The organism is Streptomyces sp. NBC_00091 (assembly GCF_026343185.1).
Classification (GTDB): Bacteria; Actinomycetota; Actinomycetes; order Streptomycetales; family Streptomycetaceae; genus Streptomyces.
The window spans coordinates 5,248,856-5,274,619 of record NZ_JAPEMA010000001.1; the positions used below are offsets into that span (position 1 = coordinate 5,248,856).

The 25,764-nt window shown below is 69.3% G+C and carries 16 protein-coding genes and 3 rRNA genes; 12 read left to right on the plus strand and 7 right to left on the minus strand.

Going from position 1 to position 25,764, the window contains the following annotated elements; translation table 11 throughout:
• Positions 1 to 301 precede the first annotated feature (301 nt).
• Genes OOK34_RS24240 through OOK34_RS24255 form a run of 4 tightly spaced genes read left to right on the plus strand, consistent with a single transcriptional unit; the run spans position 302 to position 4,595 of the window.
• Positions 302 to 3,118 (plus strand): nitrate- and nitrite sensing domain-containing protein, encoded by a 2,817-nt coding sequence (locus OOK34_RS24240; RefSeq protein WP_267035958.1) that lies wholly within the window; start codon positions 302 to 304, stop codon positions 3,116 to 3,118.
• On the plus strand, positions 3,115 to 3,552 hold the full coding sequence (locus OOK34_RS24245; RefSeq protein WP_267035959.1) for a roadblock/LC7 domain-containing protein: 438 nt from the start codon (positions 3,115 to 3,117) through the stop codon (positions 3,550 to 3,552). The genes OOK34_RS24240 and OOK34_RS24245 overlap by 4 nt, the downstream gene beginning before the upstream one ends.
• 10 nt (positions 3,553 to 3,562) lie before the next feature.
• Complete coding sequence (locus OOK34_RS24250; RefSeq protein WP_267035960.1) at positions 3,563 to 3,988, plus strand: DUF742 domain-containing protein; 426 nt, start codon at positions 3,563 to 3,565, stop codon at positions 3,986 to 3,988.
• A complete protein-coding gene (locus tag OOK34_RS24255; protein WP_267035961.1) occupies positions 3,969 to 4,595 on the plus strand; it encodes an ATP/GTP-binding protein in 627 nt (208 codons plus the stop codon). Before OOK34_RS24250 ends, OOK34_RS24255 begins: the two co-directional genes overlap by 20 nt.
• 203 nt (positions 4,596 to 4,798) lie before the next feature.
• Here the strand turns inward: OOK34_RS24255 and OOK34_RS24260 are convergent, their stop codons facing one another.
• Genes OOK34_RS24260 through OOK34_RS24270 form a run of 3 tightly spaced genes read right to left on the minus strand, consistent with a single transcriptional unit; the run spans position 4,799 to position 7,175 of the window.
• Positions 4,799 to 5,989 (minus strand): lipid-transfer protein, encoded by a 1,191-nt coding sequence (locus OOK34_RS24260; protein WP_267035962.1) that lies wholly within the window; start codon positions 5,987 to 5,989, stop codon positions 4,799 to 4,801.
• Positions 5,986 to 6,420, minus strand: a complete 435-nt coding sequence (locus OOK34_RS24265; RefSeq protein WP_267036889.1) for a Zn-ribbon domain-containing OB-fold protein — start codon at positions 6,418 to 6,420, stop codon at positions 5,986 to 5,988. Before OOK34_RS24265 ends, OOK34_RS24260 begins: the two co-directional genes overlap by 4 nt.
• 53 nt (positions 6,421 to 6,473) lie before the next feature.
• Positions 6,474 to 7,175 (minus strand): M15 family metallopeptidase, encoded by a 702-nt coding sequence (locus OOK34_RS24270; protein WP_267035963.1) that lies wholly within the window; start codon positions 7,173 to 7,175, stop codon positions 6,474 to 6,476.
• Between the two features lie 23 nt (positions 7,176 to 7,198).
• Between OOK34_RS24270 and OOK34_RS24275 the strand changes: the two genes are divergently transcribed.
• Entirely contained in the window at positions 7,199 to 7,711 is a 513-nt protein-coding gene (locus tag OOK34_RS24275; protein WP_267035964.1) for an NUDIX domain-containing protein, read from the plus strand.
• A 245-nt stretch (positions 7,712 to 7,956) separates the two neighbouring features.
• Here OOK34_RS24275 and OOK34_RS24280 read toward each other — a convergent pair whose 3' ends face one another.
• Complete coding sequence (locus tag OOK34_RS24280) at positions 7,957 to 8,553, minus strand: hypothetical protein (RefSeq protein WP_267035965.1); 597 nt, start codon at positions 8,551 to 8,553, stop codon at positions 7,957 to 7,959.
• A 144-nt stretch (positions 8,554 to 8,697) separates the two neighbouring features.
• Entirely contained in the window at positions 8,698 to 11,067 is a 2,370-nt protein-coding gene (locus tag OOK34_RS24285; RefSeq protein ID WP_267035966.1) for a glycoside hydrolase family 31 protein, read from the minus strand.
• A gap of 211 nt (positions 11,068 to 11,278) precedes the next feature.
• Here OOK34_RS24285 and OOK34_RS24290 point away from each other — a divergent pair, with 211 nt between their 5' ends.
• Together OOK34_RS24290 and OOK34_RS24295 are read left to right on the plus strand one after the other, a co-directional pair.
• Positions 11,279 to 13,255 carry an acetoacetate--CoA ligase gene (locus tag OOK34_RS24290; RefSeq protein ID WP_267035967.1) on the plus strand — a complete coding sequence of 659 codons (1,977 nt, stop codon included), beginning with the start codon at positions 11,279 to 11,281 and terminating at the stop codon, positions 13,253 to 13,255.
• Between the two features lie 58 nt (positions 13,256 to 13,313).
• Positions 13,314 to 14,237, plus strand: coding sequence for a hypothetical protein (locus tag OOK34_RS24295; RefSeq protein ID WP_267035968.1), 924 nt, complete (start codon positions 13,314 to 13,316; stop codon positions 14,235 to 14,237).
• Between the two features lie 68 nt (positions 14,238 to 14,305).
• On the opposite strand, the gene ptsP is transcribed toward OOK34_RS24295, so the two are convergent.
• Positions 14,306 to 15,976 carry a phosphoenolpyruvate--protein phosphotransferase gene (ptsP, locus tag OOK34_RS24300; RefSeq protein ID WP_267035969.1) on the minus strand — a complete coding sequence of 557 codons (1,671 nt, stop codon included), beginning with the start codon at positions 15,974 to 15,976 and terminating at the stop codon, positions 14,306 to 14,308.
• Between the two features lie 73 nt (positions 15,977 to 16,049).
• Positions 16,050 to 16,499, minus strand: coding sequence for a PTS glucose transporter subunit IIA (locus tag OOK34_RS24305; RefSeq protein ID WP_267035970.1), 450 nt, complete (start codon positions 16,497 to 16,499; stop codon positions 16,050 to 16,052).
• Positions 16,500 to 17,251: 752 nt separating this feature from the next.
• On the opposite strand from OOK34_RS24305, the gene OOK34_RS24310 reads away from it, so the two are divergent.
• From OOK34_RS24310 to OOK34_RS24330, 5 genes are all read left to right on the plus strand, one after another.
• Positions 17,252 to 18,776 (plus strand): 16S ribosomal RNA (locus tag OOK34_RS24310).
• Positions 18,777 to 19,062: 286 nt separating this feature from the next.
• Positions 19,063 to 22,185, plus strand: a 23S ribosomal RNA gene (locus OOK34_RS24315).
• Positions 22,186 to 22,258: 73 nt separating this feature from the next.
• Positions 22,259 to 22,376, plus strand: a 5S ribosomal RNA gene (rrf, locus tag OOK34_RS24320).
• Together the 16S, 23S and 5S rRNA genes form the textbook arrangement of a ribosomal RNA operon.
• A 147-nt stretch (positions 22,377 to 22,523) precedes the next feature.
• Positions 22,524 to 23,114, plus strand: coding sequence for a CDP-alcohol phosphatidyltransferase family protein (locus OOK34_RS24325; protein ID WP_267035971.1), 591 nt, complete (start codon positions 22,524 to 22,526; stop codon positions 23,112 to 23,114).
• Between the two features lie 101 nt (positions 23,115 to 23,215).
• On the plus strand, positions 23,216 to 25,714 hold the full coding sequence (locus OOK34_RS24330) for a mannose-1-phosphate guanyltransferase (protein WP_267035972.1): 2,499 nt from the start codon (positions 23,216 to 23,218) through the stop codon (positions 25,712 to 25,714).
• Positions 25,715 to 25,764 lie beyond the last annotated feature (50 nt).

The following is a 25,764-nucleotide window of genomic DNA, read 5'->3' on the forward strand; positions in this document are numbered from 1 at the left end:
CGCCCCACCTGTCAGACGATCGGGAGCGCCCGGAGATTCCCGTATACCGGACCCGGAAGGCAGAATTCCAGCCATCCATCCGAACACCGGAACTGACGCCCCACCAAGTGTCATCTGCCACATATCGGGCCGGACTTGACCGGAAGTATCGGACAACTGGTGATCTTCGTCCAGGGGTCAGGCCGAAAACGTCCGGACACGCCTGCGAAGCCGCTCCGTGGCAGTAGTAGGCTCACGCCGTTTAAATGACGGAACACCGACCCCTGACCACGGGGTTGAGCTGGGGGAGGCTGGGGAGGCCATGCGCTTTCGCGGGAAGTCCATCCGCCGGAAGATCGTGGCGTTGCTCCTGGTGCCGCTCGTCTCCCTGACCGCCCTCTGGGGCTTTTCGACGGTGATCACCGGCCGGCAGGCCGTGCAGCTGCTCGACGTCGCGTACGTCATCAAGAAGGTCGGCTACCCGATGGAGGACGTGGTCCGCGTCGTCCAGAAGGAACGCCGCCAGACCCTGGTCGTCCTCGGCGACCCCCGCGAGTCCGCCGCAACCGCCGAACTCGCCCGCAGCCGCGGCGCCACCGACGCGATGGTCCGCTCCATCACGGCGAACGCCCTCGACCCCGAGGTGGTCGAAGAGCTCAGCCCCCAGGCCAGGCAGCGCCTGCGGTCGATCCTCGAAGCCCTCCAGGGCATCACCGCGCTGCGCCGCTCCGTCGACGCGGGCGCCCTCGACCCCAGCCAGGCCCTGGACCTCTACAGCCGGCTCGTCGACCCCTGCTACGAGTTCCTGATGAACCTCCACGCCCTCGAGAACGTGGAGATGGACAAGCAGGGCCGCGCCCTCGTCGGCATCACCCGAGCCCGCGAGACCCTCTCCCGCGAGGACGCGGTCATCGCCTCCGCCCTCGCCGCCGGCAACGTCGCCGCCGCCGACGTCCGCCACGTCTCCAACTTCGCCGCCAACCGCGCCCTGCTGTACGAGCTCAACCTCGCGATCCTCCCGGCCGACGAGCGCAAGCTCTTCGAGCAGTACTGGAACGGCGCCCAGACCAAGGGGCTGCGCGACGCGGAGGAACGATTCGTCGCCGGCGGCGCGGTCAAGAACCCGCGCGTCACCGCCGCCCAGTGGGACGAGGCCGCGAACAAGGTCCTCGGCGACCTCGCCACCATGGGCACCGCCGCGGGCGACCGCTACCAAAAGCGCGTCGAGCCGGTCGCGATCGGCGTCCTCGTCCAGGCCGCCGTCGCCGGCGTCCTCGGCTTCATCGCCCTCGCCGTCTCCCTCCTGATGTCCGTCCGCATCGGCCGCGACCTGATCCGCGACCTGTCCCGGCTCCGCAAGGAGGCCCACGAGGCCTCCGGCGTCCGGCTGCCCAGCGTGATGCGCCGCCTCGCCGCCGGCGAGACCGTCGACGTGGAGACCGAGGCGCCCCGCCTGGAGTTCGAGAAGGACGAGGTCGGCCAGGTCGGCCTGGCCCTCAACAGCCTCCAGCGCGCCGCCGTCGAGGCCGCCGTCAAGCAGGCCGAGCTGCGGCGCGGTGTTTCCGAAGTGTTCGTCAACCTGGCCCGCCGCAACCAGGTGCTGCTGCACCGCCAGCTGACCCTGCTCGACACCATGGAACGGCGCACCGAGGACACCGAGGAACTCGCCGACCTGTTCCGCCTCGACCACATGACCACCCGCATGCGCCGCCACGCCGAAGGCCTGGTGATCCTCTCCGGCGCCGCGCCCTCCCGCCAGTGGCGCAAGCCCGTCCAGCTGATGGACGTCGTACGGGCCGCCGTGGCCGAGGTCGAGGACTACGAGCGCATCGAGGTGCGGCGCCTGCCCCGCATCGGCATCGAGGGCCCGGCCGTCGCCGACGTCACCCACCTCGTCGCCGAACTCCTCGAGAACGCCACGGTGTTCTCGCCCCCGCACACCGCCGTCCAGGTCCTCGGCGAACGCGTCGCCAACGGCTTCACCCTGGAGATCCACGACCGCGGCCTCGGCATGAACCCCGAGGCGCTCCTCGACGCCAACCTCCGGCTCGCCGAGACCCCCGAGTTCGAGCTCTCCGACACCGACCGCCTCGGCCTCTTCGTGGTCAGCCGCCTCGCGCGCCGCCACGGCGTCAAGGTCGTCCTCCAGACCAGCCCCTACGGGGGCACCACCGCGGTGGTCTTCCTCCCCGCCGACCTCCTCACCGAGGCCCCCGACACCAACGGCGCCGGCATCCGCCTCGACGGCGTGAAGGGGGTCAAGGCGGTCACCGCCCCCGGCGCCAAGAGCTCCGCGCGTCCCGGACCCACCGCCATCGACCGCGCGCCGTCGGCCCGCCCGCTGCCCGCCGGCGTACTGAACGGCCCGGTCGAGCTGGAGGGCCCCCTCGGCCTCCTGGGCCTGGACGGCCTGGACGGTCTCGAGGACCAGGCCGGCCTCGACGAGGTGGCCACCGGCATCGCCGGCCTCACCGGAGTCGGCGGCCGCCCGCCCATGGCCACCCTCGACGACGAGACCCCGCCCGGCGGCATCCCGCGCAGCGCCCTGCTCGGCACCGCCCCCGCCGACCGGCTCCAGGGCGCCCGCCCGCACGGCGAGCGCAGTTCCGAGCGCGGCCCGTGGAAGCGCGACCGGGACCGCGAACGGGAGCCCCTGGCCCCCACCGGCCCGGTCCGCGCGGAGCGCCACCGCCCCGACGCACCGCGGCCCGACGCGCCGCGCCCCGACGGCCCCCGCGCCCCCGGAGCCGTCCCGCTGCCCCGGCGGCGCCCCACCCCGACCCTGGTCGCCGAGCACGGCCGCCGCGTGGAGCCCCGCCCGGCCGCCGCGAAGGCCCCGGCACAGCCGCAGACGGCCCCCGACGAGCCCCGCCCCGAGCCCGGCCCGGGCGGCCTGCCCCGCCGGGTCCGCCAGGCGAGCCTCGCACCCCAGCTCAAGAACGCCCCGGCTCCCGCCGCGGCGCAGGCCCCTGCGGACCCGGTGACCGACCGGGACGCGGAGGACGTACGGACACGGATGTCCGCCCTCCAGCGAGGCTGGACGGCGGGCCGCAACCAGCACGCACAGCAGCAGTCCGAGACCGAGGCCGGCCGCTCCGGCGCCGGTCCCGCGCACGAGAACGAAGGGGACGGTCGATGACCGCACCGCAGACCGCAAACGACACCAGGGGCCGCGGCTCCGGCCCGCTCAACTGGCTCCTCGACGAACTCGTCGACAAGGTCGGCAGCATCCGCAAGGCGGTGGTCCTCTCCGGCGACGGCCTGCCGACGGGCAGCTCCAAGGACCTGACCCGGGAGGACAGCGAGCACCTGGCCGCCGTGGCCTCCGGCTTCCACAGCCTGGCCAAGGGCGTCGGCCGCCACTTCGACTCCGGCCGGGTCCGCCAGACGGTGGTCGAACTCGACGAGGCCTTCCTCTTCGTCATGGCCGCGGGCGACGGCAGCTGCCTGGCCGTGCTCTCCGACTCCGACTCCGACGTCGGCCAGGTCGCGTACGAGATGACGCTCATGGTCAAGCGCGTAGGCGACCACCTGGCGACCGCCCCGCGCACCGGGCTGCCAGCCGGAGGGTGAGTCGGACGGCATGAGCGATCCAGGCCAGGACCACCCCCCGACCGCCCGTCCGACGCCCGAGGCCGGCCACTGGTTCGACGACGACGCGGGTCCCGTCGTACGTCCCTACGCGATGACCCGTGGCCGGACCAGCCACGCCGCCCAGCACCGCCTCGACCTGATCGCCCTCGTCGTCGCCGAACCGGCGGCCGACGATCCGGTCTGGGACATGACCCTGTCCCCGGAACACGCCCACATCCTCGGGCTGTGCCGGGAGCGCCCCCAGTCGGTCGCGGAACTCGCCGCGGACCTCGACCTCGCCATCGGCGTGGTCCGGGTCCTGATCGGCGACCTAGTCGACGGGGAACTGGTCCACGTGACCAGGCCGGTACCGCCGGCCGAACTGCCCGATGAATCCATTCTGCGTGAGGTGATCGATGGCCTTCGGGCGCTCTAGCCGCACCGGCGCGATGCATGCCGTCTCGCCGGTCGAGCCGCTGACCCTGAAGATCCTGGTCGCGGGCGGTTTCGGGGTGGGCAAGACCACCCTGGTCAGTGCGATCAGCGAGATCCGCCCGCTGCGGACGGAGGAACAGCTCTCCGAACCGGGCGTCGGCATAGACGACACCGGGGGAGTTGAGGGCAAGAGCACCACCACCGTGGCCATGGACTTCGGCCGCATCACCCTCCGCGAGGACCTGGTGCTCTACCTCTTCGGCACGCCCGGACAGGACCGCTTCTGGTTCCTGTGGGACGAGCTGGCCCAGGGCTCCCTCGGCGCCGTCGTACTGGCCGACACCCGCCGCCTCGCCGACTGCTTCGCCGCCATCGACTACTTCGAACGGCGCGGCATCCCCTTCCTCGTCGCGGTCAACTGCTTCGACGGGGCCGACCGCCACCCGGTGGTGACCGTGCGCGAGGCGCTCGACCTCGACCCCGAGGTGCCCGTGCTGCTCTGCGACGCCCGGGACCGGGAGTCCGTCAAGGACGTCCTGGTGGGAGTCGTGGAACACGCCATGTCGCTCGCGCGGGCCCGCCGCCGGAGCCTGAGCGCCTCGTCCTGAGGACGCCTGGTCCTGAGGACGCCGTCCTGACCCGAGACGCGGGCAGCACGTGGAGGCGGCCCGTACCCCCGCCGACTGGGGTACGGGCCGCAGCTCTCATGGGGGGACACGGGGTCCCGGTCGCCGCGCGGGACTGTGGGGAGAGTGTGAACCCGCCACCGGGGGCCGTCAAGCGCCCTGACAACAGCTCCTGTCCGCGGCGATCACCGCACCGCCACCACGGCCGATCCGTGCCCGAACAGCCCCTGGTTCGCGGTGATCCCGGCCCGCGCCCCCGGCACCTGGCGCGCCCCCGCCGTACCCCGCAGCTGCCAGGTCAGCTCGCACACCTGGGCGATGGCCTGAGCCGGCACCGCCTCCCCGAAGGAGGCCAGCCCGCCGCTCGCGTTGACCGGCACCCGCCCGCCGAGCGCCGTCGCCCCCTCCCGTACCAGCTTGGCCCCCTCGCCCTCACCGCACAGCCCGATGTCCTCGTACCACTCCAGCTCCAGCGCGGTGGACAGGTCGTACACCTCGGCGAGCGAGAGGTCCTGCGGCCCCAGCCCCGCCTCCTCGTACGCGGCGCGGGCGATCGAGGCCCGGAAGGAGCCGGCCGCGGGCCGTACGGCGGCCGCCGAGTCGGTCGCGATGTCCGGCAGGTCCAGCACCGTACGCGGATAGGTGGGCGTCACCGTCGACACCGCCCGGATCCGCACCGGGTCGCCCACCCCGCGCGCCCGCGCGAAGTCCATGCTGCTCAGCACCAGCGCCGCGCCCCCGTCGGAGGTGGCGCAGATGTCCAGCAGCCGCAGCGGATCGGCCACCACCGCCGAGGCCGCGACCTCCTCGGCGGTCACCGCCTTGCGGTAGCGGGCGTTCGGGTTGTGCGCCCCGGCCGCCGCGTTCTTCACCTTGACCAGCGCGAAGTCCTCGGCGGTGTCCCCGTGCAGAGCCATCCGGCGGCGGGCGTACAGCGCGAAGTACGCCGGGTTGGTGGCCCCCAGGATCCGGAACCGCAGCCAGTCGGGATCGTCCGGCCGGTCGCCCCCGGCCGGGGCGAAGAACCCCTTCGGCGCGGCGTCGGCGCCCACCACCAGCACCACGTCCGCCAGCCCGGCGAGGATCTGCGCCCGGGCCGCCCCGATGGCCTGGGCCCCGGAGGCGCAGGCCGCGTACACACTGGTCACCCGGGCGCCCTGCCAGCCCAGCGCCCGCGCGAAGGTGGCCCCGGCGACATAGCCCGGGTAACCGCCGCGCACGGTGTCGGCGCCGACGACGGACTGGACGTCGGTCCACTCCAGCCCGGCATCCGCGAGCGCGGCCCGGGCGGCGGCCCGCCCGTACTCGACGAAGCTGCGGCCCCACTTGCCCCACGGGTGCATGCCGGCCCCCAGCACGGCGACGTCCGCGCTCACGCCGTCCCTCCCACCGGCTTGAACTGCCAGGTGGTCCAGATGGTTCCCGCGTCCTCGTCCAGCACCCCGCCGACCACCTCCACCTCCATGCCGACCGCCAGGTCGGCCACCGTCACCCCGGGCGCCGCCTGCCCGAGCACGACCATCCCCTCGGCCTCCAGCTCCACCGCGACCAGGGTGTACGGCTCCCAGGGCAGGTCCGGGTCGGACACGTACGGCGCGGGCGGCCGGTACCGCCCGTCGGTGAAGGACCACACCCGCCCGCGGGGGGAGAGCGGCACCTCGGCGAGCTCGCCACCGCCGGGGCAGTGCGGATTGCGGCAGTACGCGTCCTCGCGCGGGAAGAACACCGCTGCGCAGGCGGAACACCGGGTCCCGAGCAGCCGGAAGCCGCCCTCCGCGTCCGCCTCGGTGAACCACCCGCGCACCACGGGTATGCGTGTGAGTGCCAAGACCCCTCCCAGAAGCGTGATCTGACGAAGCGTCAGAAGTCTCCCACGGAGGGCCGCCCCACCGCGACGGCCACCGGGAAATCGAAAGCGGTGTCCGGGAACGCCTCCGGCCGCAGGGTGAAGTGCCACCACTCCTGGGGCAGGTTCACGAACCCCTGCGCCCCGAGGACCCGCCTCAGCAGCAGCCGGTTCTCCCGCGTGGCCCCCGACACCCGCGGATCGTCCGTATGGGACCGCGTTCCGAAGAAGTCGAACGCGGTCCCCATGTCCAGCTCCCGCCGCGCGGGCAGCGCCACCAGGGTCACGTCGACCGTGCTCCCGCGGCTGTGCGAGGACTTCGCCGCGATGTAGCCCTCCGGGATCAGCCGGTCCTTGTCGACCTCCGGGTAGTACTCCGCCTTCGTCGACTGGTCGCCCGCGTCCCCGGCCCACCGCACGAACCGGTCCACGGCACGCTGCGGCCGGTAGCAGTCGTACACCTTCAGCGAGAACCCCGACCGCAGCAGCTCCCGCTGCGCCCGCCGCAACGCCTGCGCCGCCGGCCGGGCCAACAGGCAGACCGGCTCCTCGTACCCGTCCACCACCGCACCGGTGAAGTTCCGCGGGCCCGCGTACCGCATGTCCTCCACGATGCTCGGATCCACATCCCGCAACGCCACGAACCCGGGCGCCGCCGTCGACGCCGAAGCGCCCGGGAACACCGCCAGCACCGCCGCAACCACCAGCATCCTCATGCCCCTTGGCATACCATCGCCGCATGCCGGCACAGCTGAGGGACTCGCACTGCTCCACCTGCGGAGCTCTGTTCGACACCGCCTCCTGGCCCCGTACGTGCGCCACGTGCGGCGCCGTGGCCTACCGCAATCCGCTCCCGGTGGCCGTGGCCCTGCTCCCGGTCGAGGACGCCGCCGGCACGGGCCTGGTGGTCATCACCCGGACCATCGAACCGGCCCGGGGCGGTATCGCCCTGCCCGGCGGGTTCGTGGACTTCGGCGAGGACTGGCGCGCGGCCGTGGTCCGCGAACTCCGCGAGGAGACCGGCATCGAAGCCCCCGCCTCCGAGGTGGCCCTCGCCGACGTCCTCAGCTCCCCGGCGGGCCACCTGCTCGTCTTCGGCCTCCTGCCACCCCGCCAGGCATCCACCCTCCCGCCCTCCACCCCCACGGACGAGACGACGGGCTGGCACATCCTCCACACCCCGACGGAACTGGCCTTCCCCCTCCACACCCAGGCCACAGCCGCCTGGTTCAAGGGCCACTACAAGCAGTAACGAACCCCGCCCGGGGAAGATCCAGCCTCGCCCGGGGGCACCTCCCAGCCCCGCCGGGAAAATCCAGCCTCGCCGGCGTTTGAGGCGCGGGGGTCTGGGGGCGGAGCCCCCAGGGTCCTTCAGCCCCGCCGGCGCTTGAGGCGCGGGTCCGGGCAGCGCCCGGGGAACGGGCGAAGGGCGGGTAGGGGACCAGCCCCGCGCAGCGGCACCCCCGCCGCACCACCCCCACCACCCCACCGCCGGGGCTACACCGGCAGCTCCACGACCACCGCGGCCAGCGCCACCACCCCCACCGCCGCCCCGGCAACCCCCGCACACCGCACCCACAACGCCCCCACCGGCACCCGCACCGCCCGCGCCCGCAACACCGCCCCCACCACCAACGGCAGCACCACACTCGCCGCACACCCGGCCCACACCGGCCCCAAGCCCGGCACGCCCGCCCCCGGCACACCCCCCGGCACGCCCGCCTCCAGCCACCACCGCACGACCACGGCCGCCGGCACCGACCCCGCCGCCACCAGCACCCCCACCGCGACCGGCCCCGGCCAAGCGCTCAGCCGCGCGGTCCACCGGCCCAGCGCCGCAAGGGGCTTGACCAGCAGCAGCCCGTGCAGGTACCCCGCCGCGGCCAGCGCCACCGCGGACACCCCCAGCTCCACGGGGGCCCCGGCCGGAACCGCCCCGGTCACCAGCAGCAGGGCCCACACCGTGAGCAGCTGCCACGCCCCCACGACCTCGGCACCCGGCGCCCGGTCCCACTGCCGCACCCTGCCCAGCACCCGCCGGCTCAGCACCAGCCGGTACGGCGCGTACGCCCGCGCCGGGCTCGCCAAGACCATCACAACTCCCCGCTTCGATCGGACCGGCGGCAGACCCGCCGCCACCCCGCAGGGTCCCCGGCCCCCCTACACGCGCGCCATACGCCCCAGCCCCACACCCCCGGCCCCACACCCCAGCCCCACACCCCCCAACCCCTACAACCCCTACACCCCCCGCACCTCCACCCCGCTCACCACACCCCCCGCCTCGTCCTCCACCACCACCGCCTCCCCGGCCCACCGCACGGTGTACCGCTCCACCTCTCCCGCCTCGAACCCCGGCCCCGGATCCCGCACCACCACCCCGCCGCCCGTCCGCCCCCGCGCCGGAGCCCACGCCTCCAGGCCCACCGACCCGTCCCCCCGCCGCACCGGCAGCACCGCCCCCGCCCGCGCCAGCACCGGCATCCGCCCCGGCGGGGCCTCGAACAGCACCTGCCCGGGCCCCTCGTACGCCGCCCCCGTGGCCGTGTCGTACCAGCGCCCCCGCGGCAGCCGCACCGCCCGCCGGTCCGCCCCGCACTCCAGCACCGGTGCCACCAGCAGCGCGTCCCCCAGCAGGAACGCGTCCTCGCAGTCCCGCAGCCGCCGGTCCTCCGGCGCCCCCCACCACAGCGGCCGCACGTACGGCGCCCCCGTCCGCCGCGCCACATGGGCCAGCGTCACGAAGTACGGCCGCAGCCGCTCCCGCTCCGCCAGCACCGCCGCAGCCCGCTCCGACACCTCCGCACCGAACTCCCACGGCTCCCGCCGCCCCGCCCAGATCGCCGAATGCGTCCGGAACAGCGGCAGGTACGCCCCCAGATGCAACCACCGCAGGTACAGCTCCGGCGACGGCGACCCCCCGAAACCCCCCACGTCCGGACCCGAGTACGGCACCCCGCACAGCCCGAGCCCCAGCACCAGCGCCAGCGAGGCCCGCAGCCCCTCCCAGCTGCTCTCCACGTCACCGGACCACGTGCCCCCGTACCGCTGCATCCCCGCCCACCCCGACCGGGAGAACAGGAACGGCCGCTCGGCCGGCCGCAGCCGCACCAACCCCTCCCATCCCGCCCGCGCCATCATCAGCCCGTACACGTTGTGCCCGGCCCGGTGGTCCCCGCCCGCCCCCTCCAGCACGTGCCGCGCCGACCGGGGCAGCGTCGCGTCCCCCCACGGCGCGAACGACACCGGCTCGTTCATGTCGTGCCAGAAACCGGCGAAGCCCTGCGCGAGGCGCTCCTCGTACAGCCCGCCCCACCACTCCCGCGCCGCCGGATCGGTGAAGTCCGGGTACGCGCACTCGCCCGGCCAGACCTCGCCCCGCACCTCCCGCCCCCGCGCGTCCCGTACGAACGCCCCGCGCTCCCCGACCGCCAGGCCCGAGGCGTGCACCGCGTCCCCCGCCTTCACCGCCGGGTCGACGATCGACACCAGCCGCACCCCCCGCGCCCCCACCTCCCGCGCCAGCCCCGGCAGATCCGGAAAGGCCTCCCGGTCCACCGTGAACACCCGGTGCGCGTCGTAGTGGTCGATGTCCAGATGGACGGCCGACAGCGCCAGCCCCCGCTCCGCGTACCCGGCCACCACCCGCCGGACCTCCGCCGCGCTCCCGAACCCCCAGCGCGCGTGCTGGTACCCCAGAGCCCACTCCGGCGGCACCGCGGCCGCCCCCGTCAGCCCCGCCCACCCCTGCAACACCCGCGCCGGCGTTCCCACCAGCACCCAGCACCGCGGCGGCCCGCCCTCCAGCCGCAGCTCGCTCGCCCCGGGCCGGTCCGCCCCCGAACCCGCCCCCTCCTCGCCCTCGCGCAGCACCACCCGCCCGTCCCACGGGTTGTCGTAGAAGGCCAGGTGCGTCCCCGCGTCGGCGACCACCACCTGCACCGGCATCGTGATGTACAGCGGGTCCGTGCCCGGCCCGAACCCGCCCTTCGGGTCCGTGTTCCACAACCGGTACTCCCCGTCCCGCAGCCGCGGCCCCCGCGCCCGCCCGCCCAGCCCGAAGAACCGCGCGTCCGCCGGCACCTCCGACCGCTGGAGCCACCGCGAACCGCCCTGCGCCGGCCCCTGCTCCGCTTCCCCGGCGCCGTCCACCGGATCCCACCAGCGCGGCGGCAGCTCCCGCCGCAGCACCGCCCCGCCCGGGGTCCGCACCTCCACCGCCCCGTACCGGGACACCGCCACCGTCACCCGCTCCGACACCACCCGCCAGCCGCCGCCGGTGTCCGGCTCCAGCACCGCCCGCGGATCCGGCTGCGGCCCGCTGCCCGCCACCGCGTACGACGGCAGCGGCTCCGCCCCGTCCCAGCCCCAGAACACCGCACCGCCCACGGTCACCCGTACCAGCAGCTCACTGCGCGCGAACCGCAGCACGCCCCCGCCCGGCCGGGCCTCCGTACCCGCCAGCAGCCCCGGCACCCGCGCCCGCTCCGCGCCCCGGCGCGGGAGCCCCTCCGCGTCCGTACGCCGGCGGCGCCACGCCGAGCGCCAGGCCCGCCGCCCGCGCGCCGTACCGATCTCTTTCACCGCACGCACCAGATCACGACCGTCCATGCCGATCACCCTGCCACCGGCCCCCTGCCGCGCGGGTGGCGTTCAGCTCCCGTTCACCCGGAAAACGATCAACCCGCACGGCCCAGGACAGCTCTGGTGCGGATGTCGATCACATGGCATGGTCCCTGTGAGCCGCCGCGCGCACACCTACGCCGCGACGGCGCCGTACGCACACGAAGCGCGAGCCGCAGACTTGACCGGGAGCCGACCCATGACCTCAGCCACCCAGCCGGAACCCCTCTGGTCCCCGAGCCCCGACAGGATCGCCGCGGCCCGCGTCACCGCCTTCCAGGCCTGGGCGGCCGAACGCTTCGACGCCCCCGCCGAAGGCGGCTACCCGGCCCTGCACCGCTGGTCCGTCGACGAACTCGACACCTTCTGGCAGGCCGTCGCCGAATGGTTCGACGTACGCTTCACCACCCCCTACGAGGAGGTCCTCGCCGACCGCGCCATGCCGGGCGCACGCTGGTTCACCGGCTCCACCCTCAACTACGCCGAGCACGCCCTGCGCGCCGCCGAGGACCCCGCCCGGGCCGCCGACGCCGCCCTGCTCCACGTCGACGAGACCCACGAGCCCACCCCCGTCACCTGGGCGGACCTCCGCCACCAGGTGGGCTCGCTCGCCGCCGAACTGCGCGCCCTCGGCGTACGCCCCGGCGACCGGGTCGCCGGCTACCTCCCCAACATCCCCGAAGCGGTCGTCGCCCTCCTCGCCACCGCCGCAGTCGGCGCCGTCTGGACCTCCTGCGCCCCCGACTTCGGCGCCCGCAGCGTCCTCGACCGCTTCCAGCAGGTCGAGCCCGTGGTCCTGTTCACCATCGACGGCTACCGCTACGGCGGCAAGGAACACGACCGCCGCGAGACCGCCGCCGAACTGCGCGCCGAACTCCCCGCCCTGCGCGCCGTCGTCCACATCCCGCTCCTCGGCACCCCGGCCCCCGAGGGCGCCCTCGCCTGGGCGGACCTGACCTCCGCCGCCGCCGAGCCCGTCTTCGAGCCGGTCCCCTTCGACCACCCGCTGTGGATCCTGTACTCCTCCGGCACCACCGGAGCGCCCAAGGCGATCGTCCAGTCCCAGGGCGGGATCCTCCTCGAACACCTCAAGCAGCTCGGCCTGCACTGCGACCTCGGCCCCGAGGACCGGTTCTTCTGGTACACCTCCACCGGCTGGATGATGTGGAACTTCCTCGTCTCCGGCCTGCTCACCGGCACCACCGTCGTCCTGTACGACGGCAGCCCCGGCTACCCCGACACCGGCGCCCAGTGGCGGATCGCCGAGCGCACCCGCGCCACCCTCTACGGCACCTCCGCCGCCTACGTCATGGCCTGCCGCAAGGCCGAGGTCCACCCGGCCCGCGACTTCGACCTCTCCGCCGTCAAGTGCGTCGCCACCACCGGCTCCCCGCTCCCGCCCGACGGCTTCCGCTGGCTCCACGACGAGGTCGCCGAAGACCTCTGGATCGCCTCCGTCAGCGGCGGCACCGACGTGTGCAGCTGCTTCGCCGGAGCCGTCCCCACGCTCCCCGTCCACATCGGCGAACTCCAGGCCGCCTGCCTCGGTACGGACCTCCAGGCCTGGGACCCGGCCGGCAAGCCCGTCACCGGCGAGGTCGGCGAGCTCGTTGTCGCGGCCCCCATGCCCTCCATGCCGATCCACTTCTGGAACGACCCCGACGGCAGCCGCTACCGCGACAGCTACTTCGAGATGTTCCCCGGAGCCTGGCGCCACGGGGACTGGATCACCCTCACCGACCACGGCTCCGTCGTCATCCACGGCCGCTCCGACTCCACCCTCAACCGGCAGGGCGTCCGGATGGGCTCCGCCGACATCTACGAGGTCGTCGAACGCCTCCCCGAGATCAAGGAATCCCTGGTCATCGGCCTGGAGGAGCCGAACGGCGGCTACTGGATGCCCCTCTTCGTCCACCTCGCCCCCGGCGCCACCCTCGACGAGGCCCTGCGCAAGAAGATCGCCGCCACCATCCGGGAGCAGCTCTCCCCGCGCCACGTCCCCGACGAGATCATCGAGATCCCGGCCGTCCCGCACACCCTGACCGGCAAGCGCATCGAGGTCCCCGTCAAGCGGCTCCTCCAGGGCACCCCGATGGCCAAGGCCGTCAACCCCGGCTCCGTCGACAACCCGGACCTGCTCGGCTTCTACGAGGAGCTGGCCCGCACCCGGGGGTGACTGTCAGTGGCCCTGGTTACTGTGAGTGAGCAAGCCATCGCATCACTCAGGGGGAACCATGAACGCCACACCCGACACACCACGCACCGCATCACGAAGGACCGGCACCTCCCGCCGCCGTGAACTGCGCCGCGAGGTCCCCAGCACCGTCGGCCTCCTCACCGACGCCGGGGACTTCGCGGCCATGCGGGACTACCGCAGCTTCGGATTCGACCACCACGACGAATACCCCGACTACCTCCGCCAGGTCGACGCCCTGCTGCGCTCGCTGGCCGCCCAGGGCATCCACACCGTCGTCGCCCTCTTCGACCCCGAGGAGTACGCCGACTTCTGCGCGGAACACGATCTCGACCCGGACAGCGCCCGGACCCGTACGCGCTTCACCGCCGAGCTCGCCTGCGGCACGACCCTGCCCTACGCCGGCCAGCCCGTGGAGGAACTGGTACCGCTCCTCGTCGACGAAGCCGTCCGCCAGTCCACCTGGGAGTACGCCACCGCCCTGCTCGCCGGCGTCGGCGCCTGCGCCGACTGCGGAGAGGACATCGGCCAGGCCTCCTTCGAACGGGCCGCCGACATGGTCGAACGCCTCGTCGAGGGCGCCGGCCCCGGACACCACCACCTCGTGTGCAGCATCCCCGCCGAGCACGAGCAGCTCATCGCGGTCCTGCACGCCGAGGCCGCCCCCGAGCCCGGAGCCCGGCCCCGCATCGAGGGCCGGGCCGGCCTCGACTTCGTGACCGTCCTCGCCGCCGGCCTCGCCCTCGGCGGCGCCGGGGGACTGGTCCTGCGCAGCACCACCGAGGGCTTCCGCGACCGGGTCCACGGCTGGCGCCTGGACCGCGGCCGCCTGGTCACCCTCACGGCCGCGGCCGTCTTCGACGCCTACTGCACGGACGCCGACACCGGCGACCCCGTGGCCCCGGAACCGGGCGTCGAGTACTGCCCCGGCTACGAGGTCGACGTCCCCGGTCCCCACCGCTAGGCCGCGCATGGCCGAGGGGCCCCCGCCACCGGCGAAGGCCCCTCGGACTACCTACTGCGTACCGCCCGCTACTCGCCGGACAGCACCGCCTGGGCGGCCACCCGGGCCTCCTCCGCACTGTCCGCCGCACGCGCGGCCGCGGCCGCGCGCTCGCACTGCGCCAGCGTGTACTTGGCCAGCGTCGCCCGCACGTACGGGATCGACGCGGCACCCATCGACAGGGAGGTGACCCCCAGACCGGTCAGCACACAGGCCAGCAGCGGATCCGAAGCGGCCTCACCACAGACACCGCAGCTCTTGCCCTCAGCCCTGGCGGCCTCCGCCGACATCGCGATCAGGTCGAGCAGCGCGGGCTGCCACGGGTCCTGGAGCCGCGACACCGCACCGACCTGCCGGTCGGCGGCGAAGGCGTACTGCGCGAGGTCGTTCGTACCCAGCGACAGGAACTCGACCTCCTGCAGGATCGAGCGCGCCCGCAGCGCGGCGGAGGGGATCTCCACCATCGCCCCGAACTTCGCCCGCAGACCGGCCTCCCGGCAGGCGTCCGCGAACGCCTTGGCGTCCTTGCGGTCGGCCACCATCGGAGCCATGACCTCGAGGTAGACCGGCAGCCCCTCGGCGGCCTTGGCCAGCGCGGTCAGCTGCGTACGCAGCACCTCCGGGTGGTCCAGCAGCGTGCGCAGACCGCGTACGCCCAGCGCAGGGTTCGGCTCGTCGCCCGGGGTCAGGAAGTCCAGCGGCTTGTCGGCGCCCGCGTCCAGCACACGCACGACGACACGCCCCTCGGGGAACGCTTCGAGCACCTTGCGGTACGACTCGATCTGCTTCTCCTCGGACGGCGCCTTCTTGCTGTCGTCCAGGAAGAGGAACTCGGTGCGGAACAGACCCACACCCTCCGCCCCGGCCTCCACGGCGGCCGGCACGTCCGCCGGCCCGCCCACGTTGGCCAGCAGCGGCACCTTGTGACCGTCGGAGGTCGCACCCGGACCGGAGGACGCCGCCAGCGCCGCCTTCCGCTCGGCAGCCGCGGCCTCCAGCTCGGCCCGCTTCTCCGCGGTCGGCTCGACGAACAGGTCACCGGTGCTGCCGTCGACGGCGATGACCGTGCCCTCGGCGATCTCACCGGCACCCGGCAGCGCCACGATGGCCGGCACACCCAGCGCCCGCGCCAGGATCGCGCTGTGGCTGGTCGGCCCGCCCTCCTCGGTCACGAAGCCGAGCACGAGCGCCGGGTCCAGCAGAGCGGTGTCGGCGGGAGCCAGGTCCCGCGCGATCAGCACGTACGGCTCGTCACTGTCCGGCACGCCCGGCATCGGCACGCCCAGCAGGCGCGCCACGATCCGGTTCCGTACGTCGTCCAGGTCGGCCACCCGCCCGGCCATGTACTCGCCGGCTCCCGCGAGCAGGTCGCGGTAGGCGGCGAACGCGTCGTAGACACCGCGCTCGGCGGTGCTGCCGACGGCGATCCGCCGGTCGACGTCCGCCATCAGCTCGGGGTCCTCGGCGATCATCGCCTGAGCCTCGAGCACGTGCTGGGCCTCGCCACCGGCCAGCTGGCCACGCGCGATCAGGTCGGCTGCCACAGCACTCACGGCCTGACGGGCGCGCCCCTGTTCGCGCTCCGCCTCATCCGCCGTGATCTGCCTCGCCGGGGGCTCGAGCACAGCCGTGCCCATGTGCCGAACCTCGCCGATCGCCACACCGTGGCTCACGCCGACGCCTCGCAGCGTTGTCTCCATTTCACCGTCTCCGATTGAGCGGCGGGTCCAGCCGCCGCGATGGATATCCGACTCGCCCGAGCGGGCGGAGGCATCACTGCCAGCTGAAGAGCTGGTCTCCGGCCTTGACGTCGTCGTCCTCCAGCACGCTGCCGAGGGAGTCGGCCGTCGCCTCGAGCGCCACGACCGGACAGATCGGGGACTTTCCTGCTTCCTCGACCGCAGCCGGGTTCCACCGGATGACGGCCTGACCGCGGGTGACGGTGTCGCCCTTGTTGACGAGCAGCTCGAAGCCCTCGCCGTTGAGCTGGACGGTGTCGATACCGAGGTGGGTGAGCACACCGTGGCCCTCGCCGTCGACGACCACGTACGCGTGCGGATGCAGGGAGACGACCACACCGTCGACGGGGGACACCGCCTCCGAGGCCTCGCGCACGGGGTCAATAGCGGTGCCCGGTCCCACCATCGCGCCGGAGAACACCGGATCGGGCACTGCCGCGAGTCCGATGGCGCGCCCGGCAAGTGGGGACGTCACGATGGTCATGGGGGCCTCCCAGGGGTGGGGCTTCTTGGTTCCGCCGTCACTACCTGTCGCGAACGGCGTACTCTTCAGAAGGATATGTCACGGGTTGTGCGGGTTCGCCCGATGTTGGTCCCGATCCGGGCTGGCCCTTTGGCACGGAGACTAGTGGACTAGACCGGTGGACTAGACCATACGCGTGAATCGATTTGCTTGCGTCCCACGGGGCCTGTACTGTCGTGACTCCCGCCAGGACGTGCCGCGTGAACATCTCGCGAACAGTCGATGGCCGGGACTCCTCCTCAAGCAGTGACGATCTCGATCTCCATTGATCTTCTTTCCGCGTGCCCTTTCGGCAAAACGGAGAGTGGTCGGAGAGACGGAAAAGCACTGATAGAGTCGGAACCGCCGGAAAGGGAAAGCGCGAAAGCGCAAAACCTCGAAGGCGCCGAGGAAATCGGACACGAAAGAGTCTGATAGAGTCGGAAACGCAAGAACAGAACAGAACGAAAGCCCGGAGGAAAGCCCCAGTAAGTGTTACTGAGGGTGAGTACAAAGGAAGCGTCCGTTCCTTGAGAACTCAACAGCGTGCCAAAAATCAACGCCAGAAGTTGATACCCCGTCCACTCCGGTGGATGAGGTTCCTTTGAAAAAGACCTGCGGGGCCTTCGGGCACTCGTAGGCAACAAACACAGCGAGGACGTTGTGGCGCGTCGGTCTTATTCCGACATGACGTGCCCGCTCAACGTGTGTGTGCACCGGATTACCGGTAAACATTCATGGAGAGTTTGATCCTGGCTCAGGACGAACGCTGGCGGCGTGCTTAACACATGCAAGTCGAACGATGAAGCCCTTCGGGGTGGATTAGTGGCGAACGGGTGAGTAACACGTGGGCAATCTGCCCTTCACTCTGGGACAAGCCCTGGAAACGGGGTCTAATACCGGATACCACTCCTGCCTGCATGGGCGGGGGTTGAAAGCTCCGGCGGTGAAGGATGAGCCCGCGGCCTATCAGCTTGTTGGTGGGGTAATGGCCCACCAAGGCGACGACGGGTAGCCGGCCTGAGAGGGCGACCGGCCACACTGGGACTGAGACACGGCCCAGACTCCTACGGGAGGCAGCAGTGGGGAATATTGCACAATGGGCGAAAGCCTGATGCAGCGACGCCGCGTGAGGGATGACGGCCTTCGGGTTGTAAACCTCTTTCAGCAGGGAAGAAGCGAAAGTGACGGTACCTGCAGAAGAAGCGCCGGCTAACTACGTGCCAGCAGCCGCGGTAATACGTAGGGCGCAAGCGTTGTCCGGAATTATTGGGCGTAAAGAGCTCGTAGGCGGCTTGTCACGTCGGATGTGAAAGCCCGAGGCTTAACCTCGGGTCTGCATTCGATACGGGCTAGCTAGAGTGTGGTAGGGGAGATCGGAATTCCTGGTGTAGCGGTGAAATGCGCAGATATCAGGAGGAACACCGGTGGCGAAGGCGGATCTCTGGGCCATTACTGACGCTGAGGAGCGAAAGCGTGGGGAGCGAACAGGATTAGATACCCTGGTAGTCCACGCCGTAAACGTTGGGAACTAGGTGTTGGCGACATTCCACGTCGTCGGTGCCGCAGCTAACGCATTAAGTTCCCCGCCTGGGGAGTACGGCCGCAAGGCTAAAACTCAAAGGAATTGACGGGGGCCCGCACAAGCAGCGGAGCATGTGGCTTAATTCGACGCAACGCGAAGAACCTTACCAAGGCTTGACATATACCGGAAAGCATTAGAGATAGTGCCCCCCTTGTGGTCGGTATACAGGTGGTGCATGGCTGTCGTCAGCTCGTGTCGTGAGATGTTGGGTTAAGTCCCGCAACGAGCGCAACCCTTGTCCTGTGTTGCCAGCATGCCCTTCGGGGTGATGGGGACTCACAGGAGACCGCCGGGGTCAACTCGGAGGAAGGTGGGGACGACGTCAAGTCATCATGCCCCTTATGTCTTGGGCTGCACACGTGCTACAATGGCCGGTACAATGAGCTGCGATACCGTGAGGTGGAGCGAATCTCAAAAAGCCGGTCTCAGTTCGGATTGGGGTCTGCAACTCGACCCCATGAAGTTGGAGTTGCTAGTAATCGCAGATCAGCATTGCTGCGGTGAATACGTTCCCGGGCCTTGTACACACCGCCCGTCACGTCACGAAAGTCGGTAACACCCGAAGCCGGTGGCCCAACCCGTAAGGGAGGGAGCTGTCGAAGGTGGGACTGGCGATTGGGACGAAGTCGTAACAAGGTAGCCGTACCGGAAGGTGCGGCTGGATCACCTCCTTTCTAAGGAGCATAGTACCGATTGCAGACAAATGTTCTGCACGGTCAGCTCATGGGTGGAACGTTGATTATTTGGCACGGTCTTCCAGATGGATCACGAGTACTGCTTCGGCGTGGAAAGTGACTCACTGATGGAGGGTCGTGCCTGGCACGTTGTTGGGTATCTGAGGGTACGGCCGTAAGGTCTTATCTTCGCGATGCCGGCCCCAGTGCACTCACCAGTTTGTCTGGTGGGGTGATGGGTGGCTGGTCGTTGCTTGAGAACTACACAGTGGACGCGAGCATCTGTGGCCAAGTTTTTAAGGGCGCACGGTGGATGCCTTGGCACCAGGAACCGATGAAGGACGTGAGAGGCCGCGATAGGCCCCGGGGAGCTGCCAACTGAGCTTTGATCCGGGGGTGTCCGAATGGGGAAACCCGGCAGTCGTCATGGGCTGTCACCCATGCCTGAACACATAGGGCATGTGGAGGGAACGAGGGGAAGTGAAACATCTCAGTACCCTCAGGAAGAGAAAACAACCGTGATTCCGGGAGTAGTGGCGAGCGAAACCGGATGAGGCCAAACCGTATGCGTGTGATACCCGGCAGGGGTTGCGCATGCGGGGTTGTGGGAATTCTTTTGATCGGTCTGCCGGCCGGTCGGCGAGTCAGAAACCGTTGATGTAGTCGAAGGACATGCGAAAGGTCCGGCGTAGAGGGTAAGACCCCCGTAGACGAAACATCAGCGGCTTGCTTAAGAATCTCCCAAGTAGCACGGGGCCCGAGAAATCCCGTGTGAATCTGGCGGGACCACCCGCTAAGCCTAAATATTCCCTGGTGACCGATAGCGGATAGTACCGTGAGGGAATGGTGAAAAGTACCGCGGGAGCGGAGTGAAATAGTACCTGAAACCGTGTGCCTACAAGCCGTGGGAGCGTCGCCGTTGTTCTTCGGAACAACGGTCGTGACTGCGTGCCTTTTGAAGAATGAGCCTGCGAGTTAGCGGTGTGTAGCGAGGTTAACCCGTGTGGGGAAGCCGTAGCGAAAGCGAGTCCGAATAGGGCGATTGAGTTGCACGCTCTAGACCCGAAGCGGAGTGATCTAGCCATGGGCAGGTTGAAGCGGAGGTAAGACTTCGTGGAGGACCGAACCCACCAGGGTTGAAAACCTGGGGGATGACCTGTGGTTAGGGGTGAAAGGCCAATCAAACTCCGTGATAGCTGGTTCTCCCCGAAATGCATTTAGGTGCAGCGTCGTGTGTTTCTTGCCGGAGGTAGAGCACTGGATAGGCGATGGGCCCTACCGGGTTACTGACCTTAGCCAAACTCCGAATGCCGGTAAGTGAGAGCACGGCAGTGAGACTGTGGGGGATAAGCTCCATGGTCGAGAGGGAAACAGCCCAGAGCATCGACTAAGGCCCCTAAGCGTACGCTAAGTGGGAAAGGATGTGGAGTCGCAGAGACAACCAGGAGGTTGGCTTAGAAGCAGCCACCCTTGAAAGAGTGCGTAATAGCTCACTGGTCAAGTGATTCCGCGCCGACAATGTAGCGGGGCTCAAGCGTACCGCCGAAGTCGTGTCATTGCAGCAATAGGGCCAACGCCCGCTGTGATGGGTAGGGGAGCGTCGTGTGCCGGGTGAAGCAGCAGCGGAAGCTAGTTGTGGACGGTTCACGAGTGAGAATGCAGGCATGAGTAGCGATACACACGTGAGAAACGTGTGCGCCGATTGACTAAGGGTTCCTGGGTCAAGCTGATCTGCCCAGGGTAAGTCGGGACCTAAGGCGAGGCCGACAGGCGTAGTCGATGGACAACCGGTTGATATTCCGGTACCCGCTTTGAAACGCCCAATATCGAATCCTCTGATGCTAAGCCCGTGAAGCCGTTCCGGACCCTTCGGGGAAAGGAAAGTGGTGGAGCCGGCGATCCAAGGTGGTAGTAGGTAAGCGATGGGGTGACGCAGGAAGGTAGTCCAGCCCGGGCGGTGGTTGTCCCGGGGTAAGGGTGTAGGCCGAGGGGTAGGCAAATCCGTCCCTCATATAAGGCTGAGACCTGATGCCGAGCCGATTGTGGTGAAGTGGATGATCCTATGCTGTCGAGAAAAGCCTCTAGCGAGTTTCATGGCGGCCCGTACCCTAAACCGACTCAGGTGGTCAGGTAGAGAATACCGAGGCGTTCGGGTGAACTATGGTTAAGGAACTCGGCAAAATGCCCCCGTAACTTCGGGAGAAGGGGGCCATCACTGGTGAAGGAACTTGCTTCCTGAGCTGGGGGTGGCCGCAGAGACCAGCGAGAAGCGACTGTTTACTAAAAACACAGGTCCGTGCGAAGCCGTAAGGCGATGTATACGGACTGACGCCTGCCCGGTGCTGGAACGTTAAGGGGACCGGTTAGTGACCTTTCGGGGTTGCGAAGCTGAGAACTTAAGCGCCAGTAAACGGCGGTGGTAACTATAACCATCCTAAGGTAGCGAAATTCCTTGTCGGGTAAGTTCCGACCTGCACGAATGGCGTAACGACTTCTCGACTGTCTCAACCATAGGCCCGGTGAAATTGCACTACGAGTAAAGATGCTCGTTTCGCGCAGCAGGACGGAAAGACCCCGGGACCTTTACTACAGTTTGATATTGGTGTTCGGTTCGGCTTGTGTAGGATAGGTGGGAGACTTTGAAGCCGTGACGCCAGTCATGGTGGAGTCGCCGTTGAAATACCACTCTGGTCGTGCTGGATGTCTAACCTCGGTCCGTGATCCGGATCAGGGACAGTGTCTGATGGGTAGTTTAACTGGGGCGGTTGCCTCCCAAAGGGTAACGGAGGCGCCCAAAGGTTCCCTCAGCCTGGTTGGCAATCAGGTGTTGAGTGTAAGTGCACAAGGGAGCTTGACTGTGAGACCGACGGGTCGAGCAGGGACGAAAGTCGGGACTAGTGATCCGGCGGTGGCTTGTGGAAGCGCCGTCGCTCAACGGATAAAAGGTACCCCGGGGATAACAGGCTGATCTTCCCCAAGAGTCCATATCGACGGGATGGTTTGGCACCTCGATGTCGGCTCGTCGCATCCTGGGGCTGGAGTCGGTCCCAAGGGTTGGGCTGTTCGCCCATTAAAGCGGTACGCGAGCTGGGTTTAGAACGTCGTGAGACAGTTCGGTCCCTATCCGCTGTGCGCGTAGGAATATTGAGAAGGGCTGTCCCTAGTACGAGAGGACCGGGACGGACGAACCTCTGGTGTGCCAGTTGTCCTGCCAAGGGCATGGCTGGTTGGCTACGTTCGGGAGGGATAACCGCTGAAAGCATCTAAGCGGGAAGCCTGCTTCAAGATGAGTATTCCCACCTCCTTGAGAGGGTAAGGCTCCCAGTAGACGACTGGGTTGATAGGCCAGATGTGGAAGCCCGGTAACGGGTGGAGCTGACTGGTACTAATAGGCCGAGGGCTTGTCCTCAGTTGCTCGCGTCCACTGTGTTAGTTCTGAAGTAACGACCGTGTTTATGCCCGGTTGGTTAACTTCATAGTGTTTCGGTGGTCATAGCGTTAGGGAAACGCCCGGTTTACATTCCGAACCCGGAAGCTAAGCCTTTCAGCGCCGATGGTACTGCAGGGGGGACCCTGTGGGAGAGTAGGACGCCGCCGAACAATCATTGTGGGAAAGCCCCGCACCTCATGGTGCGGGGCTTTTCTGCGTTCTGGACCCTTGACGGGCCAGCGGCCCCGCTCGTGGACTCCTGTAGGGTCAGGGGGCATCGATTCGACCATTTCTAGCGTCACAGTGGAGGCCCCCGGGTGGAGGTCCAGGAGACTCGGGTTCAGACTGACCGAATTTTCACCATTCCGAACATCCTCAGCATGGCTCGTCTCGTCGGCGTGCCGCTGTTCCTCTGGCTGATCCTGGAGAGGTACGACGGATGGGCGCTGGCCGTTCTCATGCTCAGCGGGATCAGTGACTACCTCGACGGAAAACTCGCGCGCCGCTGGAATCAGATCAGCAAACTGGGCCGGCTGCTGGACCCCGCTGCGGACCGTCTCTACGTCCTGACCACGCTCTTTGGCCTGACCTGGCGGGAGATCCTGCCCCTGTGGCTCACCGCGGCGCTGCTGGCCCGTGAGGCAATGCTGCTGGTCATGGTGTGGATCCTGCGCCGGCACGGCTATCCGCCGCCGCAGGTCAACTTCCTCGGCAAGGCCGCGACCTTCAACCTGATGTATGCCTTCCCCCTCCTGCTGCTCAGTGACGGTACGGGCTGGTTGGCCTGGATGGCGTCCGTTTTCGGATGGGCGTTCGCAGGTTGGGGTACAACGCTCTATTGGTGGGCAGGAATCCTTTACGTGGTGCAAGTCCGCCGTCTGGTCAGGGCGGATGCCACGGCCGATTGAGCTCGCTCGGCGCCGGTACTGACGCGGAGGAGTAGCGGAGTATCCGTCCGAGACGGGTGAGGTCGGCTAGACCGTCATCTCTCTAGGAGGACTCTTCCGACATGAAGGCCGTCGTGATGGCCGGTGGCGAAGGTACGCGGCTTCGCCCCATGACCTCAAGCATGCCCAAGCCGCTCCTGCCGGTGGCGAACCGGCCGATCATGGAGCACGTGCTGAGGCTGCTCAAGCGGCATGGGCTCAGCGAGACCGTGGTCACGGTGCAGTTTCTGGCGTCCCTCGTCAAGAACTACTTCGGTGACGGCGAGGAGCTCGGGATGGAGCTCACCTACGCCAACGAGGAGAAGCCACTCGGCACCGCCGGCAGCGTGAAGAATGCCGAGGAGGCCTTGAAGGACGACACGTTCCTCGTCATCTCGGGCGACGCGCTGACCGACTTCGACCTCACCGACCTCATCAATTTCCACAAGGAGAAGGGCGCACTGGTCACGGTGTGCCTGACCCGGGTGCCGAACCCGCTGGAATTCGGCATCACCATCGTGGACGAGGAGGGGAAGGTCGAGCGCTTCCTCGAGAAGCCCACCTGGGGACAGGTGTTCTCGGACACCATCAACACCGGCATCTACGTGATGGAGCCGGAGATCTTCAACTACGTCGACCCGGACGTCTCGGTCGACTGGTCCGGCGACGTCTTCCCGCAGCTGATGAAGGAAGGCCGGCCGATCTACGGCTACGTGGCCGAGGGCTACTGGGAGGACGTCGGCACGCACGAGAGCTACGTCAAGGCGCAGGCCGACGTGCTCGAGGGCAAGGTCCAGGTCGACATGGACGGCTTCGAGATCTCGCCCGGCGTGTGGATCGCCGAAGGAGCCGAGGTCAGCCCGGACGCGGTGCTGCGCGGGCCGCTGTACATCGGGGACTACGCCAAGGTCGAGGCCGGGGTGGAGATCCGAGAGCACACCGTCATCGGGTCGAACGTCGTCGTCAAGAGCGGGGCCTTCCTCCACAAGGCCGTCGTCCACGACAACGTCTACATCGGGCCGCACAGCAACCTGCGCGGCTGCGTCATCGGCAAGAACACCGACATCATGCGGGCCGCCCGGATCGAAGACGGAGCCGTCATCGGTGACGAGTGCCTGGTGGGTGAAGAATCCATTGTTCAGGGCAACGTACGGGTCTACCCGTTCAAGACGATCGAGGCCGGTGCCTTCGTCAACACCTCGGTGATCTGGGAGTCGCGCGGCCAGGCACACCTGTTCGGTGCCCGGGGCGTCTCCGGGATCCTGAACGTGGAGATCACACCCGAGCTGGTGGTGAAGCTGGCGGGCGCCTACGCGACGACCCTGAAGAAGGGTGCGATCGTCACCACGGCCCGTGACCACTCCCGGGGCGCGAGAGCGCTCAAGCGGGCGGTGATCTCGGCGCTCCAGGCCAGCGCCATCGACGTGCGCGACCTGGAGAACGTACCGCTGCCGGTGGCCCGGCAGCAGACGGCCCGCGGCGCGGCCGGCGGGATCGTGATCCGGACCTCGCCCGGGGTGCCGGACTCGGTGGACATCATGTTCCTCGACGAGCGGGGAGCCGACCTCTCGCAGGCGCAGCAGCGCAAGCTGGACCGGGTGTACGCACGTCAGGAGTACCGGCGTGCCTTCCCCGGGGAGATCGGTGACCTGCAGTTCCCGTCGAGCGTCTTCGACTCGTACACGGGCTCGCTGCTGCGGCGGGTGGACACCACCGGGATCGCCGATTCCGGGCTCAAGGTGGTCGTGGACGCCTCGAACGGCAGCGCCGGCCTCGTGCTGCCGAGCCTGCTCGGCCGGCTCGGCGTCGACGCGCTGACGATCAACCCCGGTCTCGACGAGTCCAGGCCGACCGAGACCCGGGAGACCCGGCGGGCCGGGCTGGTGCGGCTCGGGGAGATCGTGGCCTCGGCCCGGGCGGCCTTCGGGGTGCGGTTCGACCCGGTGGGCGAGCGGATCTCCCTGGTGGACGAGCGCGGGCGGATCATCGAGGACGACCGGGCGCTGCTCGTGCTCCTGGACCTGGTGGCCGCGGAGAAGCGCAGCGGCAAGGTGGCCCTGCCGGTGACCACGACGCGCGTCGCCGAGCAGGTGGCGGCGTACCACGGGACCCAGGTGGAGTGGACGACGACCTCGCCCGACGACCTGACCCGGGTGGGCCGTGAGGAGACCACGATCTTCGGCGGGGACGGCCGGGGCGGTTTCATCGTCCCGGAGTTCAGCAGCGTCTTCGACGGCTCGGCGGCCTTCGTGCAGCTGATCGGGCTGGTGGCGCGGACGCAGCTCACCCTGAGCCAGATCGACGCCCGCATTCCGCGCGCGCACGTGCTCAAGCGGGACGTGCCCACGCCGTGGGCGGCGAAGGGGCTCGTCATGCGGCGGGTCGTGGAGGCGGCCGGCGACCGGCAGGTGGACACCACCGACGGGGTGCGCGTGGTGGAGGCCGACGGGCGGTGGGCGCTCGTCCTGCCGGACCCGGCGGAGGCGGTCACCCACCTGTGGGCCGAAGGTCCCGACGACGCCTCCGCGCAGGCGCTGCTCGACGAGTGGGGCGCGGTGGTGGACGGAGCCGGGCAGCACTGACCGGCGCGCGTCCGGTGCCGGACGCGATTTCGGTGGGCCGGGTGCGGGGA